A 16,423-nucleotide genomic window follows, 5' to 3' on the forward strand; every position below is an offset into this window, starting at 1 on the left:
GATGAAAAACACCTCCATCACGTCCCCGACCCTGCGTGCCGACGCACTGGAAAAGGGCTTCGTGTCCGGCGATGTGCACGTTCCCGTGCTGCGTGGCCTGTCGCTGGACATCTATCCCGGCGAACTGACCCTGGTGTCGGGCCCCTCCGGCTGCGGCAAGAGCACGCTGCTGTCGCTGATGTCCGGACTCTCCACGCCCGATGGCGGCCGCGTGCATGCGCTTGGCCAGGACGTCAGCCATATGACCCGCAGTGAGGTGGAGCGCTTCCGCCTGCATCATGTTGGTTTCGTGTTCCAGGGCTTCAATCTGTTTCCGGCACTGACCGCGCTGGAACAGGTGCAGCTGCCGTTGGGCTATCGCGGAATGCGCAACCGTGACAGCGAGCCGCTGGCGCGGCAGGCGCTGGACGAGGTCGGTCTCTCGCACCGCAGCCACATGCGTCCGGCACAGTTGTCCGGCGGCGAGAAGCAGCGTGTCGCGGTTGCACGTGCCTTCGCCAAGTCACCCACGCTGATCTTTGCCGATGAGCCCACCAGCGCACTGGATGCCGAGAACGGCCAGCGTGTGATCGACATCCTGCACCGCTATGCACGCGCACATCAGGCCACGGTGCTGTGCGTAAGCCACGATCCACGCCTGATCCGCCATGCGGATCGGGTGATCGCCATGGAAGACGGCACGGTCCGCGATGACCGCCGCCAGAACGAAACCGTAGAGCCCAACTGATGACCAGATTGCCGCCGTTGTTCTCCCTCAGCTTCTCCTTGGGCATGGCATTGCTGCTGGGTGCCTGCAGCAAGGATGCACCCGTACCCGCACAGCCGGCCGCATCTACATCCACCAGCGCGGACAAGGTGGCCGTCGCCCGCGGCATCATCGATGTGGAAGGCGGGCTGATTGCACTGGTCCCATCTATGGATGGCTCCGTCAGCACCGCGCCGGTGAAGGAGGGGGCGGTGGTCCGCAAGGGCGATGTCCTGCTCTCCCTGGATGGCGCACTGCTTGAACAGGAAGTGGGCATGGCCAACGCCGATCTCGCGCTGGCTACCGACCGGCTGAATGGCAGCCAGGCACAGCTGCGCGAGCTGGAGCGCAACGCCACGCGTCTTGCCACCGGCGCCAGCGAAGGCGTCTCTTCCAACCAGCAGGCCGACGCGGCAAAGCAGCAGTTGGCTGGCGTTCGCGCCGATGTCGATGTGGCTGGCGCGCAGGTCGAGATGGCCCAGCACAAACTGGAGCACGCCAGGCTCAAACTGCGGCAGATGTCGCTGACCGCGCCGGATGCCGGCACCGTGGTCGGTCAGGTGCCCGGCGTGGGTGCATTCGTGCCGGCCGGCAAGCCGGCGATTTCATTGCTGCCGGCGCGGCCCCTGCAGGTGCGCGCTGAGCTCAGCGCCGCCTATGCCGATGCAGTGCAGGTGGGCATGCGCGCGACGGTAGTGATCGATAGCGATGGCACCGAGGGCAAGCCGCTGCCGATGGCACGCGTGGTCCGCATCAGCCCTGTGTTCGCACCGGCGCGGTTGCCGGAGGATGCAGGGCGCGGCGTGGCCAAAGTGGTGGAGTGCGTGCTGGAGTTCGAGAGTGCGGCAAAGGCGCGCGTCGGCCAGCACGTGCGGGTGGAGTTCCGGAAGTAATTGCGCCGCTCTCTCTATGAGCGCGCGCGGCCTGCTTGTTTCCTTTTGGCAAACGCCCGCCACGCACTGACCAGTGACACCACGCACAGCGCCAGCAGCAATCCCACGTCCAGAAGCAGCAACCACAGCAGGTGCATTCCCTGTACCGGTGGCTGGTGCATCATCGACGCCAGCCACGGGAAGGTCCACGCCAGCAGCAGCACGACGGCGATCAACAGTCGCAGCCACAGGCGGTCGAATCTCCAGGGGCGCACGATCAGCGCAGCGATCACCAGCTCGACCGTACTCAACAGCGCGAACACGACAACGCTGCTGGTCGGGTAGGGCAGGGTTCCGCCTTCGAAGTGCCGCAACATCCAGTAGTCCGGGGTGAAGCCCGCATTGACCAATGCGGCGACCACCGCCAGCCAGGTGAGGGCGACAAGGATCCAGAACAGGCGGGCGTAGCGAGGTCTCGTGACCGGGTTCATCGGGTAGGCGGGCTGTTGACGGCGTGAAGGAATTTCGACACAATAGCGCTCCTTCGACGCAGGTCGGAGAATCTGCGGGAATAGCTCAGTTGGTAGAGCGCAACCTTGCCAAGGTTGAGGTCGCGAGTTCGAGTCTCGTTTCCCGCTCCAGATTGCACAGGGCCCCGGTTGGGGCCTTGTTTTTCTCCCGCCACGGCAAGGCGGGGCATGTTGAGCCACAAGGCTTTGCGCGCAGTCAGAAAAGTGAAAAGTGTTGTGAAATGGCTGGTGTGTGTCCCGGGCTTCCGGTACCATGACGGCTTATGCGGGAATAGCTCAGTTGGTAGAGCGCAACCTTGCCAAGGTTGAGGTCGCGAGTTCGAGTCTCGTTTCCCGCTCCATGTTCCGACAGGCCCCATCGCGGGGTTTTGTCATGTCAGGGGCTTCGTTCCTGATCGCAGTACGTTGGCCTCATGGCAGAGTGGCTATGCACCGGATTGCAAATCCGTTTACAGCGGTTCGATTCCGCTTGAGGCCTCCAATTGAAAAGCCCTGACTCCGGTCAGGGCTTTTTCTTTGCGCGCAATCCGGCGCCGGCAGGCTGTACCAAAATGCACATGCGACCCGGCGGGGCCGGCTGCTAACGTCGCCGCTCTCCTCTTCAGCAGTGGTGACCGCAGTGCGAAACCTGGCGATCCAGCAGGCCGTGTACATCCCCCTCGGCGCCATGCTGGCGTTGATCGCTTTTGCTTTCACCGTGCCCGGCTACCACTCGCTCTCGCAGCACCTCAGCGAGCTTGGCCTGCTGCCGGGGCTGCAAGCCAAGGCGGTGCAGGCCGGCCCGGTGGCCAGTGGCTCGGCCATCATCCTCTTCAGCCTCGCGTTGCTCGCCCAGGGCCGCCGTTTCGCGCTCACTGCGCTCACCTCCACCCTGTTTGGGGTGTCCATGGTCAGCAATGGCGTCTTCACCATCGGCAGCCCCATGCATGGCCTCTATGGCATCGGCATCTTCTCGATCCTGACCCCGCTGCTGTTCCTCGCAGAGCTGGGCCCACAGGCGTCAACGCGGATGGCATGGTTTGCGCGCGCCAGCTCGCTGCTGGGCATGGCCTATCTGTGGCTGATGATGTCCGGCTTCGATCCGGAGCCCTATCGCGGCCTCACCCAGCGCCTTGCGCTGCTGCCGGCGTTCGGCTGGTACACCGTGGCGGCGCTGGAGCTGCGTTCATTCCGCCGCTGATTCGCCGGGCGTGAGGGCATTTGCCCGGACGCACGATCAGTCGTAGCGTATGGCCAAACGGGCCGCAGGGCCCCGGACAGGAGGTCTGGCATGAACATGAAACCTGGCATCGCGCTGGCGCTGCTGCTGGTCGCGCCGCTGGCGTCGGCGCAGGTCTACAAGTGCAAGGGTGCGTCCGGTGAGACCACCTACTCGCAGAGCCCCTGCGCCGCAGGCGCGGAGCCGATGAAGCTGCGCTCCAACCGCGCCGCATCGGAATCGGTTGGCGAGCTTGCCAACCGCACCGCGGTCTACCGCACTACCGAAATGAATGACGCCGGCATTGCCGAGCGCAACTGTCTGCAGAGCGAGCAGTCGCGCATCTATGGCCCGTTCGAATCGCGCAGCCAGGCGGTCAATCAACAGGTGGCCGATCTGAACCGGCAACTGGCTGCTGCCAGCAGCAATCTGGCCGGTGCCACCAGCGAATCTGGCATCCGCGCGCAGATTTCCAGCCTGCAGCAGTCGTTGAGCTCGGAACGGACCTCGGCCGACAGCCAGATGTCGACAGCGCGCGAGCGTTGTTCGAGCGCGCGTCGCGGCCGCGAAAAAGAGGTGCATGAGAAGTACTCGAACGCGCCAGCGTCTTCTTCCTGATCGCAGCTGTCATGCAGTCAGCTGCGAAGGAGCGTCAGCACGGAAGTTGCGCGCCACCGGAATGGTGGTGCCCACATAGTGGCGGAACAGGTAGATCAGCGGTGCCCAGCGCTGCACGTCGATGTGCTGGGTACCTGCAATGGTGATCGCCTCGTGTGCATGCACCCGGCAGATCCGTCCCTCGACGATCATGAAGCCCTGATCCTGCGTTCCGCTGGGTCGATGCGAGGCAAGCAGCGCGACCTCCACCTGCAGCGGGCATTCGGCGATCGCCGGTGGTGCAACCTGCACCGAGTCGACGCGGGTGAAGCCACCCAGTGCGAACTTGTCACGCACATGTACGTAGCCCATATCACGCTTCGAATCCGGCACAGGGGTGCGCGCGGTGGCGCGGGCGATGGCTTCAACCTGCGCCGCCTGGGTGGCATCTGCGAAGTTCAGGACGCATTCGCCGCGTGCCAGAAGATTGCTGCAGCCCTGGCCCTGTTCGCCGATGCCGAGCACCACGCGGTCGCCCAGCGCCCAGAATGAAGAAAGCGGGCTGATGTTCGCGCTGCCGTCTTCGTTCAACGTGGTCATCAGCACCACCGGCGTTCCCGGATAGAGCACGGAGGGAGTGATACAGCGGCGTTGGATGTCTTCTGCTCGCATGCTGGAAGTTGTGGGTTTCGGGCGATCACTGTGCCCTGTGCAAGCGCGCGGAAGCTTCGATCCGGGTCGAATGATGCGTGGCAGGGCGCATGCCACAATGCGGCCATGGTCCAGACCTCCCGCGCTTTCATCAATGTCGGCACCTTGGTCGGTGACCACGCACGCGCGGCCATGCTGTTGACGTTGATGGATGGCCGCGCGCACACGGCATCCGAGCTGGCTGGCGTGGCTGGCATCTCGCCGCAGACGGCAAGCAGTCATCTGCGGCGGTTGCTCGATGGCGGCATCCTGGCTGTAGCTGTGCAGGGACGCCACCGTTATCACCGGCTTGCCTCGGCTGAGGTCGCCGACATGCTGGAAGGCATCCTGCGCTTCAGCGATCAACGGCCGCCGCTCTCTCCACGAACCGTGCGGGTCGATGCCGGCTTCCGCCGGGCGCGTACCTGCTATCGGCACCTGGCCGGTGAATACGCCGTCGCCATCTCCGACCACCTGCTGAGCACCGGAGCGATCACCGCGGCGGCAGACCACTGGCAGATCTCGGCTCATGGCGCCGACGTCCTGCGCGCCGTGGGCGAGCCGCTGGCAGAGCTGATCGCGCGATCACCGCAGGTGAAGCCCGAGCGCTACTGCCGCGGGTGCCTGGACTGTACCGAGCGTCGCCCGCACATGGCCGGCATGGTCGGCGAAGCCATGCTGGAGAGCTTCCTGCAGAACCGCTGGCTGCGTCGCCTCGAGGGGCGGCGCGAACTGCGGCTCACACCCGCCGGGCAGGAAGCGTTCCGCAGGTTGTTCGACGTGGGCGACTGAGACCCACCATGTGCCCTGTCAGTCTCAGCCGGCCACGACATGGCGACGGGGTATGGTCGAGTTCTGGTCTTCGGGAGCAGCAATGGCAGGCAAGGACATGAGGGGCTGCATGCACGATGCAGCTGGCGGGCAATGAGCAGATCCACCGCAGATGTGCGCTGGCTTACATTCCGGTTGAAGAACGGGCAGTCCATCGGCCCCGATCAACTGAAGGACGGCTGGGTCCTCGCCTCGGAGAGCCGTCATTGTGATGTGCGCCGCGAGCGCATCGAGGGCGCTGGCGTGGTCTATGCGCTGTATGGCCCGCCGGATCTTCCGTCGCCGCGCCGCGCCGAGCTGCGCATGCGCGACTTCCTCATGCGCTCCGGGTATACCTTCACCATGGGTACGCTGGGCCACTGATCCGTTCGGCTGCTCAGAGGGGAGCCGCTGCTGCCTTCAGCGCCTCGACCACCTGCGAATCCACAAAGCCACAGTGGCCTCCGCCAACCGCAGGCAGGACACGCAGCAATGACGTGGCGCCTGCGCGCTCTGCCAGCTGCGGATACACCGCCTGCATGCGCGGCACGATGCTTGGGTCATTGTTGTTGAACTGGATCACCAGCGGCCGCTTGACCGCGCCGGTCAATGCCAGCTTGCCGCGCACATATCGCTGTGCCAGCGCGACCGGCACGTGCCGCTGCACGCCCGCATTGAACGCCTTGTCGTCGCCGAATCCGCGGTAGACAGTCCTCAGATTGCCGACCGGCATGCCGCCGGCGCGCGTAGCCAGTTCGTGCAGGATCATCGCGTGCAGGCTGATCGTGCCCGGCAATGCCTCGGCGCTTACCTGCAGTCGTGTGGCCAGTTGCGCAGCCACGGCGGGCCGGCTCTGAAGCGCGGCAGCGATGCCTTGATAGAGCGCCATCTGCGATAGCGCCGCAGCGTCTGCCGATACCAGGCCCTGGCGGGGCAGCCCCTCGGCCTCGGGGAAGAAATAATCGAACGCCACCAGTGTGGTCAGCAGGTCATTGGCCAACTGCTCGCCGGGCAGGTTGGCGCCGCACAGCGACACGCCGCCGCTGTAGTGCTGCGGCAGGCGTTCGAGGGTGGCGATGGCTACCGCGCCGCCCATCGAAAAGCCGAGGATCCAGGTGCGATGTACGTCCTTCAATTCGGACAGGGCCAGCACGCGCAGGCGTTCCATGTCGTCGATCGCATCTGCCACTGCCCAGCCCTGGCTGGCATAGGCGCTCTGGGCAACGGCGTAGCCCGCTGCAAGCAGGCCGGCGGTGCTGTCGTTGGCCGGCATCGGTGAAGGCTGCGGAACGCCGACCGGTTCATAGCCATGCGCCAGCATCACCAGTTCACCGTTCCAGCCGGTGGGCACGTCCAGGCGCCAGCGTGCGCCTTGCAGTTCGCCGCTGGAGGTGCGCGGCGTGGTTGCAGGTGCGGCGGACAGCGGGGTGTGTGGCAGCAGCAGGGCCACGGCCAGGGCGAGTCGAAAAAGTGGACGCATCGTGACCTTCCTTGCAGGGCGTGTGGCGAGGATAGGGCTGGATAGTGCAAGGGGCGCGCTGCACCGCATCAGTGGCTTGCCCAGGCGCCTGATCTGACGCTAGTGTGGGGGAATGGTGACCCAGCGCATTCCGGCGATTATCCGAATTCCCCACGGGAAGGCGGGTTAGCGCGCGGCTGTTCCAGCCATGCAACCCGCCCGGGAGGGCGGGCTGCCACCGCTCCCGGGCGATCGACGTTCCTTCGCCCTCGGAGATGGCACATGCAGCTACTTCCCACCAGTACACACGATTGCCCGGCCACCCTGCACCTGGTATGCGGCAAGATCGGAGCAGGCAAATCCACGCTGTCCCGGCAGTTGTCGATGCAGCCGCGGACTGCACTGATCTGCGAAGACACCTGGCTGGCGGCACTCTATCCCGGCCAGATCACGTCCGTGGCCGACTACCTGCGGAACGCGGCGGCGTTGCGCGGCATACTTACCGACCACGTCTGCTGCCTGCTGCAGGCGGGGGTGTCGGTAGTGCTCGACTTTCCCTCCAATACCCCCGCCAGCCGCGCATGGGCGCGGCAGATATTCGTTCGCGCCGGCGCGGCGCATCGGCTGCACTTCCTGGACGTCCCTGATGAGGTCTGCAAGGCGAGGCTGCGCGCGCGCAATGCTGCTGGCGCGCATCCATTCCAGGCTACGGAGGCCGAGTTCGAGCGGATTACCCGCCATTTCGTTGCTCCTGCCGAGGAAGAGGGATTCGACGTGATCCACCTACCCGGAGGATGAGCCCTTGTTCCGGCTTGAGCCGCCGTGCCGGTAGGTCTTGAATCCGATACGATCTGACGTATCTGCCTTCTTCCGCTTGATCTGGAGTCCCGTCATGGCCGATCGTCTCGCCATCCTGCTCGAACGCTTCGCGGTCACCGCCTCGGTGTTCCATGCCGGCGCGCTGTGTGGCATCAACAGTCTCGAAGGAGAGGGCGAGGCCGGCCAGCTGCATCTGGTGCGGCGCGGTCCGTTGCAGGTCAGCCATGGCGGGCAGACGGTGCAGGTCGATGTTCCCAGCCTGCTGCTGTATCCGCGCCCGATGCCGCACCGCTTCCATACCGATCCCCGGCACGGCGCCGACATGGCCTGCGCCAACCTTCATTTCGAGGGCGGCAGGCTCAACCCGATCAGTGCGGCGCTGCCCGATTTCATCTGCCTGCCCTTGGCCGATCTGTACGGCGGCCATGCCGCCCTGGAGCTGCTGTTCGAGGAGGCATTCGAGCAACGTTGCGGTCGAGCGGTGATGGTCAACCGTCTGTTCGAGGTGGTGATGATCCAGGTGCTGCGGCAGCTGATGGAGGGGGGCGAGATGCGCGGCGGCCTGTTCGCCGGGCTCGGCCACCCACGCCTGCGGTTGGCGCTGGTGGCGATGCATGAGGCACCGGCCCAGGCCTGGACACTGGAGGATCTGGCTGACGTTGCCGGCATGTCACGCAGCGTGTTCGCCGCCAGTTTCCGCGAGGCCATGGGAACCACCCCCGGTCACTATCTGCAGGGGTGGCGGGTTGGCCTGGCACAGCAGGCGTTGCGCCAGGGCCGGCCGTTGAAACGGATCGCCGACGAGGTCGGCTATGGCAGCGAGGCGGCATTGTCGCGGGCGTTCAAGGCGCACACCGGGCAATCGCCACGACAGTGGCGGGGACAGGCGCGCGTCGCTGCCGGTTGAGTGTCACCCCAGCGCGAGCCGGGTCAGCTTCATGCCGGCGAACAGCCCGGCCAGGCCCAGGGCTACCGAGCCGCCCGCGTAGAGTGCGGCCAGGCCATGCTGGCCCCGCTGCAGCAGCAGGCCGGTTTCCAGCGAAAAGGTGGAGAACGTGGTGTAGCCGCCAAGAATGCCGGTGGCCAGCAGCAGGCGCAGTTGCGGCGAGGCGCCGTTGCGCAGGGCAAATGCCTCCACCACTACACCCATCAGCAAGGCGCCGCTGATGTTGACCAGGAAGGTCGACCAGGGCCACGAACTGCCGACGGCGACGCGGGCGCCGATCAGATTGCAGGCGTGACGCAGGCAGGCGCCGACACCGCCGCCCAGGAATACCAGCACATAGTTGTTCAACGTCTGCATTGCTTGCCTCGAGTGCGTGTTCGCAGGTTCGACGGCGTACGCAATGGCGGGCAATGCCTGCCATCGACGAACGCCGGGTTCGTCGCAGCAGGAGCCATCAGCCATCTCAGGCGGTTATCGGGGGAGCCCCATCCCCATCGGCGGCCATGCTACCAGCCCGCGATGGGTCAGGGCAGGGCAGTCATCACCACGCGTGCGACCTTGCCGCGGCTGACGCCCTCCATCAGCAGGTCATGGGCCATCAGCCCCAGCGTGGCTTCACGGCGGTAGCCGACCTCCAGGCCGCGCTCGGCAAGGATGTGGGCGACCAGCTCATAGGCCGCTTGCCAGACATCCAGATGGGCTTCGCTGGGCATGTGCATGTAGGCCGTGCCGCGTTCGCCGACACCCCGTCCCAACGGGCCGAACAGCAGCTCCCGCGGGTCCAGCTTCACCGCATCGGCGATGCGGAACAGCTGTTCGGCTTTCACGTGGTTGGCTTTGACGTGGTCGTTGAGCCAGTTGCTGACCGTTGCCGTCGTCGTTTCGGCGGCACGCGCCAGGTCGGCCGGGCGGGCATGCCCGGCGTCCTTCATGGCGACCGCGAGTCGTTGTCCAAGAGTATTCATCTATGCAAGCCAGCTTAACGCGTGGAATCGAAAGAGGCCTTGGCGCAAGAATAAGTTTGATGATGAAAGGGATCGAAAATGGACGAATTCTGGAGCAAGCGGCAGGTCCGCGCGCGGCTGGGCTTTTCCACCGACGCGGAGCTCGCCAGATTGTTTGGAATCAGCAGATCCGCTGTCTCGCAATGGCCCAGAGGCTTTCCCATCCCGCCGCTGAGGCGCTACATCCTGCAGCAGCGGTACCCCGCGCTGTTCCCTCTGGATCAGGATCCGAACGATGAAATCGCATGAGATGCGTCCAAGACTGTCGCAGACAGACCGCTAAGGTCAATTTGCTAAGCATGCTTAGCAATATAGGCAGAATCGATCGCCCCGCTCGCAGCGATGGCCTGATCTGTGATGGGCACCCGGGTTCGTTGGCGAGCAGTGTCGACATCGGCACGGAGATTCGCGATCCCCTTCGTCACGGCCTTTCATGAACGATTAATAATTTCAATCGCGAAAGTCGTGCCCTGTAATTGACGTGTCGTGAAATCTATGACTAATTGGCATCAACCGGTTGTGAAGGCCGGGAGTCTTTCAGTAGCTCGCAAGTGAATTGGTCGACCGTCAACGATGCAGAACAAGTCAAACGGAGGTCGTATGGAATACGGCATGCATGGCTTGGCTGAACGGGTACGCCGCGAACTGGAAGCCAGTTATCACAAACACGGATGCGGTCCGGCGTTCTGGGATACCTACCAGCAGGTGCTTGATCGTCTGGTTCCGCAGGGGACCGGGCGGACCGATGTCACCAACGAAATGGCGCTGATCATCGAACAACTGGGCATCGTCCGTCGCGCCCAGCTGGTACCGCCGCGCCCGGGCGACCCGGGCTGACTCAGAACAGGCGCCAGACGCCACAGGCCAACAGCGCCAGCAGCATCGATGCGAGGACAGTGGTGCGGGGGCGCCACCACCGGCGCGGCTGGCCTGCCATCACCTGCGGGCTGCAATAGCTGATCAGGCCGGGCCCGAAGCCCGCCTGCTGCTGTTGCCGGGTGCACGCTTCCAGACAGGCGCCGCAGGCCAGGCAATCGGCCTGTGGACCATGGCGGATGTCCAGTTGCATCGGGCAGGCGCGTACGCAGGCCATGCAATCGATGCAGTCGCCCAGCCGATCCGCACTGAAGGTCGGCATCGGTCCGGCCAGCAGTGGATGTGCAGCACGGAAAACGTAGTCCTGCGCGGTGGTCGGGTCGAGCAGGCCACGACCGCGCCCGAGCACGCCGCCCAATGCCGGCGGGCGGGCGCCGCGTGGCTCGCCGCGGCGTGGGTCATACAACATGCGCGGGGTATGCGGGTCGGTCAGCAACGGCTGCATGCGCGCGAACGGACAGAGCGATCGGCACACCTGCTCGCGCAGGAACCCGGCATTGCCCCAGGTGGCGCCGGCATAGAACAGCACCCAGAAGGTCTCCCAGCCGCTCCAGCTGCCATCGAACGCGCCGGCGACCAGTTCGCGGATCGGACTGAACAGTCCTACGAAGGTGATCCCGGTCCACAGCGACAGCAGCAACCAGACCACGTGGGTAAACGGCCGCGCTGCCTGCGCGGGCAGCACGCGGGCCAGGGCCTGCGCGATCCCATCGAAGGCCCGTGTCCACAGCGTCTGCGGACAGGCATGCCCGCACCAAACGCGGCCGGCCAGATGGGTGAGCAGGGCCAGACCCACTGCCATCACCGCCAGCAGGCCCAGCAGCACGCCGATATCGTCTGGCCACAGTGTCAACGCGAACAGGTCGAAGCGGCGCGCGTTGAGGTCCAGCAGCAGGGCCTGCCGCCCATTCCATTGCAGCCACGGCAGGGCATGGAACAGGATCAGCAGTGCCAGGCCCAGCGCACGGCGCCAACGCCATGGGTGCGGTGGCGGCCTCGTGGCGACGCTCATCCCAGTGGCTCCTCATCCTCTTCGCTCGGCATCGGCCGCAGCAGGTAGCCGGTCACCGCGCTGGAAAGTGCGGTGACGGCCCAGAACATGAAGAACCCTGCGGTGTAGCCCAGCTCACGGCTGATGGCCGTACCCGGGAAGCTGATTGCCTGCAGCCGCAGTGGATCGACGAAGGCGAAGAACACCACGCAGGCCAGGCCGGCGGCGATGAAGCTGGGCCACAGGACTGCGCCCCACTGCTGGATACGCCGCTGGCGGCTGGAAGACGGTGTGTTCATGCGGGTTCGGGTTGAAGAAGAGGGCGGCGCGTATACTTCGCCGTGGTTGGCGCAGCATCCGCAGGGCATGCTTCCTGCAAGCGTGTCAGCCTAGGTGCGCCGCAGTGCGCTGACATTGATCTGGATCAACAGTAGTGGTGGCGGTCTGCGGCACACTGCCGATCCGCATTTGGTGCCCTGATGAACGCAACGCCCAAGACCGATATTCCCGTTGCTTCACCAGAGCTGTGCAGCGAGGAGGAAGTGACCCGGCTGGTTCACGATTTCTACGCGCGCGTGCGTGACGAGGAGCGTCTGGGGCCGGTGTTCGAAGGTCACGTGAAAGACTGGCCGGAACACCTCGCGCAGCTCGTGGATTTCTGGTCGGCGATGCTGCGCGGGACGCGCAGGTTCAAGGGCTCGCCGATGTCCAAGCACATGGCAATCGATCTGGAAAAGGATCTGTTCGATCGCTGGCTGGTGCTGTTCCACATCACCACGGCCGAATGCAACAACCCGCCGATGCAGGCGCTGGCCGACGATGTGGCCGCCCGCATCGCCGAAACCTTCTGGCGCCGCTACCAGATGCTGCGCTGGCCGCAGGTCATGCTGCCGGTGCTGGGCGTCCCCGCCAGGGATTGATCTGGGTCAAGGCGCACCGCCTGGCTTGGCGCGATGCTGGCGCCATGGACACGTTCTCTCCCGCTGCCGGTGGCCTGGCCTGGACCTTCGATCCCGATCTGCTGCGCCGGCATGACCGGCCCGGCCCGCGCTACACCTCCTATCCCACCGCACCGCACTTCCACGACGGCTTCGATGCACCGGCGCTGCGCCAGGCGATCGCCGACAGCAACCCGCTGGCGCGCGCGCTGTCGTTGTACGTCCATGTGCCGTTCTGCTCCAGCCCCTGCTTCTACTGTGGCTGCAACCGGGTGATCACCCGCGACCGCGGACGTGGCCACAGCTACGTGTCACGCGTGCTGGCCGAGGCGGACCTGCTGGCGCCGCAGTTCGCCGACGGCCGTGAAGTGATCCAGCTGCACCTCGGCGGTGGCACGCCGAATTTCCTGGATGCCGATGCGATGACCGCACTGGTCGAGGGCCTGCGCCGGCGCTTCGATTTCAGCGATTCCTCGCAGCGTGATTTTTCCATCGAACTGGACCCGCGCTTCATCGACACCAGCGACGTGGCGATGCTGGCCCGGCTCGGTTTCAACCGCGCCAGCCTGGGTGTGCAGGATTTCGACCCGCAGGTGCAGGAATCGATCAATCGCGTGCAGGGCGTGCGGCAGACGCTGGACATCCTGCGCGCGTGCCGCGACAGCGGCATGCGTTCGGTCAATGTCGATCTGATCTACGGTCTGCCCGGGCAGAGCCTGGAGGGCTTCGGCCGCACCCTGGAACTGGTGCTGGCGCTGCGCCCGGATCGCTTGGCGGTGTACGGCTATGCGCATCTGCCACACCTGTTCCGCGCGCAGCGGCAGATCGACGAAAGCCGCATGCCTTCGCCGGAAGACAAGCTCGCGCTGCTGGGCCTGGCGGTGGAGCGCCTGTCCGCAGCCGGCTACCAGTACATCGGCATGGACCACTTCGCATTGCCGGAAGAGGATCTGTCGCGTGCCCAGCGCGCCGGCCAGCTGCATCGCAATTTCATGGGCTATACGACCCATGCCGACACCGATCTGCTTGGCCTCGGCGTGAGCGCGATCAGCCACATCGGTGCCACCTACAGCCAGAATCCGCGCGACCTGCCGTCGTGGGAGAACGCAGTGGACCAGGGGCAACTGCCGGTCTGGCGCGGCGTCGCGCTCAGTGCCGACGACGAGCTGCGTGCCGAGCTGATCCAGCAGTTGATGTGCCAGGGGGAAGTGGATGGCACGTCACTGGCACAGCGCCATGGCATCGACTTCGAGACCTATTTCGCTGAAGACCTGCAGGCCGTGCAGCGCCTGCAGCAGGATGGCCTGGCCGAGTACCGCGACGGCGTGGTGCGCACCAGCGAGCCCGGACGGCCGTTGCTGCGCCTGCTGGCGATGTGCTTCGATCCCTATCTGCGTGTTGCCCAGGAGCAGCCTCGCTACTCGCGGGCGATCTGAGCGCAGCCTCAGCGCTTGCCGACGCCGCGTTCGGGGTGGCGCGCGGCCATGCCGCCGCTGGAGGTGGTGGTCCAGTTGCCGCTGAGATCGCGCACGCTGGTCGAGTAGGAGCCATCGCTGTACTCAGTGCGCCATCTGCCGCTCAAGTCACGCTTGCTGATGGAGTAGGCGCCGTTGCTGTACTCGGTACGGATGTTGCCGCTCAGGTCAGTGCTGCTGTTGGAGTAGCTGCCATCGCTGTGGATGGTGCGCTTGCTGCCACTCAGATCGGTGGTGGTGGTCGAACGGCTGCCGTTGCTGTGCTCGGCGATCACGCGGCCGGACAGATCGCGCTTGATGCGGCTGGACGAGCCGTCGCTGTTGCGGATATCCCGACTTCCGTCGAGGTTGCGGTGGCTGTCCGAACGGCTCTGTGCCGATGCGGGCGCGGTGGCCTGGGCGAGCAGCGTGACCAGCGCCAGCGATGATGCGAGCCACATCCACTTCATGGGTGATGTCCCTGTGCGTCGTTCGGCGGCCGGGGCGGCGCAGTCGATTCTGCCATGCGGGCCTGAAGGCGTCCTGATCGCGGCAACGGCAGCCGAATGGCTGCATTCCTTTCAACGGGCTGCTGTTGAACCAGCGGTGCGCTGGCCCTTTGCAGGGGCGTCGATGCGTGATTGGGTGGTGCCCGGAGCCGGGATCGAACCGGCATGGGGTTGCCCCCGGCGGATTTTAAGTCCGATGCGTCTACCAGTTTCGCCATCCGGGCCTGCAGCGCGCGCCGATTGTAACGGAATCGCCGCCGCTGCCGTCGGCTAACGCTGCTTTTACGCACCCCGACGCGGGGCTGGGTACAGTCCGCCAACGTTTCCGGGAATGGCGATATGCGTGCACGTGGTGGCAGGCGATGGATCGGATGCAGTGCCGTGCTGGGGCTGATGCTGGCGATAGGCCCGGCCGCCGCGCAGCAGGCACCAGCACCCACGGGCCCCGTGGTGGACATGGACACGGTGCAGGTGACCGGCGAACAACCCGGCCCCGGCCTCTGGAAGGTCACCGCTCCACAGGGGCATGTGCTGTGGATCCTGGGAACGGTCTCGCCGTTGCCAAGCGGCGTGCAATGGCGCTCGGATGAAGTCGAACGGACCATCGCCGGTGTCGACCATGTGCTGGGCGATCCTGGTTTCAGCCTCGATGCGAAGATCGGTGTGTTCAAGGGCCTGACCCTGCTGCCGCTGGCGATGAAGACCGCGCGTGATCCGCAGGGGCGCACGCTGGATCAGATCCTGCCGGCGGCAACGTACGCACGCTGGCTGGGGCTGAAACAGACCTACCTGGGCAATGACCGTGGCGTGGAAAAGGACCGTCCGCTGGTGGCCTCCGGTCGCCTGTACCAGGCGTTCCTCAAGCGCAACGGCCTCCGCGACGGCAAGCAGGTGAAGGAAGCACTCGGGCGCGCCTACAAGGCCCGCGATCTGAAGCCGGAAGATGTGCAGGTGAAGCTGAAGGTCGACGACATCCGTGGCACGTTGAAGGAACTGCAGGCCACCGAAGTCGATGACCGCGCATGCTTCGAACGCACGCTCGACACCGTGGAGTTCCAGGCACCGGTGTTGCGTGAGCGGGCCAATGCCTGGGCACTCGGCGATGTTGCCGCACTGCGTCGGCTGTCGGGCTCGGCGATGGCCCAGACCTGCCGCGAACTGCTGCAGGATTCGGCCTTCGTGCGCAGGCGTGGCTGGAGCGACATGCCACAGCAGGTGCGCACGCGCTGGCTGCAGGGCGTGGATGCGGCGCTGACCCACCACGCTGGCACGTTCGCGACGGTGCCGGTGAGCCTGCTGCTGGGCGAAGGCTATCTGGACGCGCTGGTGCAGCGCGGCTACCAGGTAGAGGCGCCGCCGGAATAACCAACGCTTGAAGTCCTCGTGCTTCCTGTCATATTCCTCTGCACTCAGGAGGGGAGTGATGGACATGCCGTTGCATGCGTACGCCTATGTCAGCACGGCCAGGGAGGGACTGGACGTGCCTGAGCTCGATGCGCTGCTGGCCGATGCGACGGCGTTCAATCGCATGGCCGGAGTGACCGGGGTGCTGATGTTCGATGGCAGCCGTTTCCTGCAGTACATCGAAGGCCCACGCGATGGGCTGGCCTCGGTGCACGCGCGCATCAGCAACGCGCGGCGCCACGGCAGCGTCGTCCAGCTTGCCGCAGGCCCGATCGCGACCCGCTGGTTCCCGCGCTGGACGATGGCCAACCGGCATGTGGATCCGGCGACGCTGGCCAGCATCGTGGCGGCCCCGTGGCACGGTTTCAGTCTGGAACAGAACCATCTGGACCACGGCTTCTGCCTGTTGCTGCGGGCCTGGACCGGGGGCCACGGCGAGCTCGAGCCGGCTGCCGTCAGCCTCGGATCCTGAGTCCGGCGTGGTCTGGCGGCGCTGCCGCGGTTAATCTTGTCGGCATGTTTGCCTGCACCCGGACCCTCGCATGACCCACTGGACACCGTCGCCAGCTGCTGGACGCCGC

General features: G+C 65.6%; 22 protein-coding genes, 4 tRNA genes and 1 riboswitch. Of the genes, 17 read left to right on the plus strand and 9 right to left on the minus strand.

The genetic code is table 11. The annotated features are described in order from the left end of the window. Position 1 precedes the first annotated feature (1 nt). Both QP457_RS08025 and QP457_RS08030 read left to right on the plus strand, forming a co-directional pair. Positions 2-727, plus strand: a complete 726-nt coding sequence (locus tag QP457_RS08025) for an ABC transporter ATP-binding protein (protein WP_180167610.1) — start codon at positions 2-4, stop codon at positions 725-727. Then, positions 727-1,638 (plus strand): HlyD family efflux transporter periplasmic adaptor subunit, encoded by a 912-nt coding sequence (locus QP457_RS08030; RefSeq protein ID WP_205403946.1) that lies wholly within the window; start codon positions 727-729, stop codon positions 1,636-1,638. Before QP457_RS08025 ends, QP457_RS08030 begins: the two co-directional genes overlap by 1 nt. 14 nt (positions 1,639-1,652) lie before the next feature. Here the strand turns inward: QP457_RS08030 and QP457_RS08035 are convergent, their stop codons facing one another. Further along, positions 1,653-2,108 (minus strand): hypothetical protein, encoded by a 456-nt coding sequence (locus tag QP457_RS08035; RefSeq protein WP_205403945.1) that lies wholly within the window; start codon positions 2,106-2,108, stop codon positions 1,653-1,655. Positions 2,109-2,182: 74 nt separating this feature from the next. Here QP457_RS08035 and QP457_RS08040 point away from each other — a divergent pair. The 5 genes from QP457_RS08040 to QP457_RS08060 all read left to right on the plus strand — a co-directional run bounded on the left by QP457_RS08040 (position 2,183) and on the right by QP457_RS08060 (position 3,963). Further along, positions 2,183-2,258, plus strand: a tRNA-Gly gene (locus QP457_RS08040). 154 nt (positions 2,259-2,412) lie between these two features. Next, positions 2,413-2,488 (plus strand) — tRNA-Gly (locus QP457_RS08045). Positions 2,489-2,554: 66 nt separating this feature from the next. Further along, a tRNA-Cys gene (locus QP457_RS08050) sits at positions 2,555-2,628 on the plus strand. A 129-nt stretch (positions 2,629-2,757) separates the two neighbouring features. Next, a complete protein-coding gene (locus tag QP457_RS08055) occupies positions 2,758-3,327 on the plus strand; it encodes a DUF998 domain-containing protein (protein ID WP_205403944.1) in 570 nt (189 codons plus the stop codon). Between the two features lie 90 nt (positions 3,328-3,417). Next, the gene (locus tag QP457_RS08060) at positions 3,418-3,963 is read left to right on the plus strand and encodes a DUF4124 domain-containing protein (protein ID WP_240196355.1); all 546 of its coding nucleotides are present in this window, start codon (positions 3,418-3,420) and stop codon (positions 3,961-3,963) included. 9 nt (positions 3,964-3,972) lie between these two features. Here the strand turns inward: QP457_RS08060 and QP457_RS08065 are convergent, their stop codons facing one another. Beyond that, entirely contained in the window at positions 3,973-4,542 is a 570-nt protein-coding gene (locus QP457_RS08065) for a flavin reductase (protein WP_240196354.1), read from the minus strand. Between the two features lie 243 nt (positions 4,543-4,785). Between QP457_RS08065 and QP457_RS08070 the strand changes: the two genes are divergently transcribed. Next, a complete protein-coding gene (locus tag QP457_RS08070; protein WP_286041424.1) occupies positions 4,786-5,424 on the plus strand; it encodes a winged helix-turn-helix domain-containing protein in 639 nt (212 codons plus the stop codon). A 132-nt stretch (positions 5,425-5,556) separates the two neighbouring features. Further along, complete coding sequence (locus QP457_RS08075) at positions 5,557-5,826, plus strand: hypothetical protein (RefSeq protein ID WP_089240177.1); 270 nt, start codon at positions 5,557-5,559, stop codon at positions 5,824-5,826. 13 nt (positions 5,827-5,839) lie between these two features. Here the strand turns inward: QP457_RS08075 and QP457_RS08080 are convergent, their stop codons facing one another. Then, positions 5,840-6,922, minus strand: coding sequence for a hypothetical protein (locus QP457_RS08080; protein WP_205403941.1), 1,083 nt, complete (start codon positions 6,920-6,922; stop codon positions 5,840-5,842). A gap of 261 nt (positions 6,923-7,183) precedes the next feature. On the opposite strand from QP457_RS08080, the gene QP457_RS08085 reads away from it, so the two are divergent. Together QP457_RS08085 and QP457_RS08090 are read left to right on the plus strand one after the other, a co-directional pair. After that, entirely contained in the window at positions 7,184-7,699 is a 516-nt protein-coding gene (locus QP457_RS08085) for an ATP-binding protein (protein ID WP_205403940.1), read from the plus strand. 94 nt (positions 7,700-7,793) lie between these two features. Continuing rightward, on the plus strand, positions 7,794-8,627 hold the full coding sequence (locus QP457_RS08090) for an AraC family transcriptional regulator (protein ID WP_205403939.1): 834 nt from the start codon (positions 7,794-7,796) through the stop codon (positions 8,625-8,627). 3 nt (positions 8,628-8,630) lie between these two features. Here QP457_RS08090 and crcB read toward each other — a convergent pair whose 3' ends face one another. Further along, on the minus strand, positions 8,631-9,023 hold the full coding sequence (crcB, locus tag QP457_RS08095; protein ID WP_100552116.1) for a fluoride efflux transporter CrcB: 393 nt from the start codon (positions 9,021-9,023) through the stop codon (positions 8,631-8,633). An 81-nt stretch (positions 9,024-9,104) separates the two neighbouring features. Then, positions 9,105-9,168: riboswitch (Fluoride riboswitch) on the minus strand. 22 nt (positions 9,169-9,190) lie between these two features. Beyond that, positions 9,191-9,631: a helix-turn-helix domain-containing protein gene (locus QP457_RS08100; protein WP_223880016.1), complete on the minus strand. Its 441-nt coding sequence runs from the start codon at positions 9,629-9,631 to the stop codon at positions 9,191-9,193. A 78-nt stretch (positions 9,632-9,709) separates the two neighbouring features. Here QP457_RS08100 and QP457_RS08105 point away from each other — a divergent pair, with 78 nt between their 5' ends. Beyond that, positions 9,710-9,919, plus strand: coding sequence for a hypothetical protein (locus tag QP457_RS08105; protein ID WP_180167603.1), 210 nt, complete (start codon positions 9,710-9,712; stop codon positions 9,917-9,919). A gap of 351 nt (positions 9,920-10,270) precedes the next feature. Next, positions 10,271-10,507, plus strand: coding sequence for a hypothetical protein (locus QP457_RS08110; RefSeq protein WP_025875165.1), 237 nt, complete (start codon positions 10,271-10,273; stop codon positions 10,505-10,507). A 1-nt stretch (position 10,508) separates the two neighbouring features. Here QP457_RS08110 and QP457_RS08115 read toward each other — a convergent pair whose 3' ends face one another. Both QP457_RS08115 and QP457_RS08120 read right to left on the minus strand, forming a co-directional pair. After that, positions 10,509-11,558: a 4Fe-4S dicluster domain-containing protein gene (locus QP457_RS08115; protein ID WP_180167602.1), complete on the minus strand. Its 1,050-nt coding sequence runs from the start codon at positions 11,556-11,558 to the stop codon at positions 10,509-10,511. After that, positions 11,555-11,836 carry a hypothetical protein gene (locus tag QP457_RS08120; RefSeq protein WP_108266615.1) on the minus strand — a complete coding sequence of 94 codons (282 nt, stop codon included), beginning with the start codon at positions 11,834-11,836 and terminating at the stop codon, positions 11,555-11,557. Before QP457_RS08120 ends, QP457_RS08115 begins: the two co-directional genes overlap by 4 nt. 180 nt (positions 11,837-12,016) lie before the next feature. Here QP457_RS08120 and QP457_RS08125 point away from each other — a divergent pair, with 180 nt between their 5' ends. Continuing rightward, positions 12,017-12,457, plus strand: a complete 441-nt coding sequence (locus tag QP457_RS08125) for a group III truncated hemoglobin (RefSeq protein WP_205403938.1) — start codon at positions 12,017-12,019, stop codon at positions 12,455-12,457. 44 nt (positions 12,458-12,501) lie between these two features. Then, entirely contained in the window at positions 12,502-13,911 is a 1,410-nt protein-coding gene (hemN, locus tag QP457_RS08130) for an oxygen-independent coproporphyrinogen III oxidase (RefSeq protein ID WP_205403937.1), read from the plus strand. Positions 13,912-13,919: 8 nt separating this feature from the next. On the opposite strand, the gene QP457_RS08135 is transcribed toward hemN, so the two are convergent. After that, a complete protein-coding gene (locus QP457_RS08135; RefSeq protein ID WP_205403936.1) occupies positions 13,920-14,399 on the minus strand; it encodes a hypothetical protein in 480 nt (159 codons plus the stop codon). Positions 14,400-14,575: 176 nt separating this feature from the next. Continuing rightward, positions 14,576-14,662, minus strand: a tRNA-Leu gene (locus tag QP457_RS08140). A gap of 115 nt (positions 14,663-14,777) precedes the next feature. On the opposite strand from QP457_RS08140, the gene QP457_RS08145 reads away from it, so the two are divergent. Together QP457_RS08145 and QP457_RS08150 are read left to right on the plus strand one after the other, a co-directional pair. Then, entirely contained in the window at positions 14,778-15,803 is a 1,026-nt protein-coding gene (locus QP457_RS08145; RefSeq protein ID WP_286041426.1) for a TraB/GumN family protein, read from the plus strand. Positions 15,804-15,861: 58 nt separating this feature from the next. Further along, entirely contained in the window at positions 15,862-16,314 is a 453-nt protein-coding gene (locus QP457_RS08150; protein ID WP_240196353.1) for a BLUF domain-containing protein, read from the plus strand. Positions 16,315-16,423 lie beyond the last annotated feature (109 nt).

It is taken from the genome of Stenotrophomonas sp. As-7 (assembly GCF_030291015.1).
GTDB lineage: Bacteria > Pseudomonadota > Gammaproteobacteria > Xanthomonadales > Xanthomonadaceae > Stenotrophomonas > Stenotrophomonas lactitubi.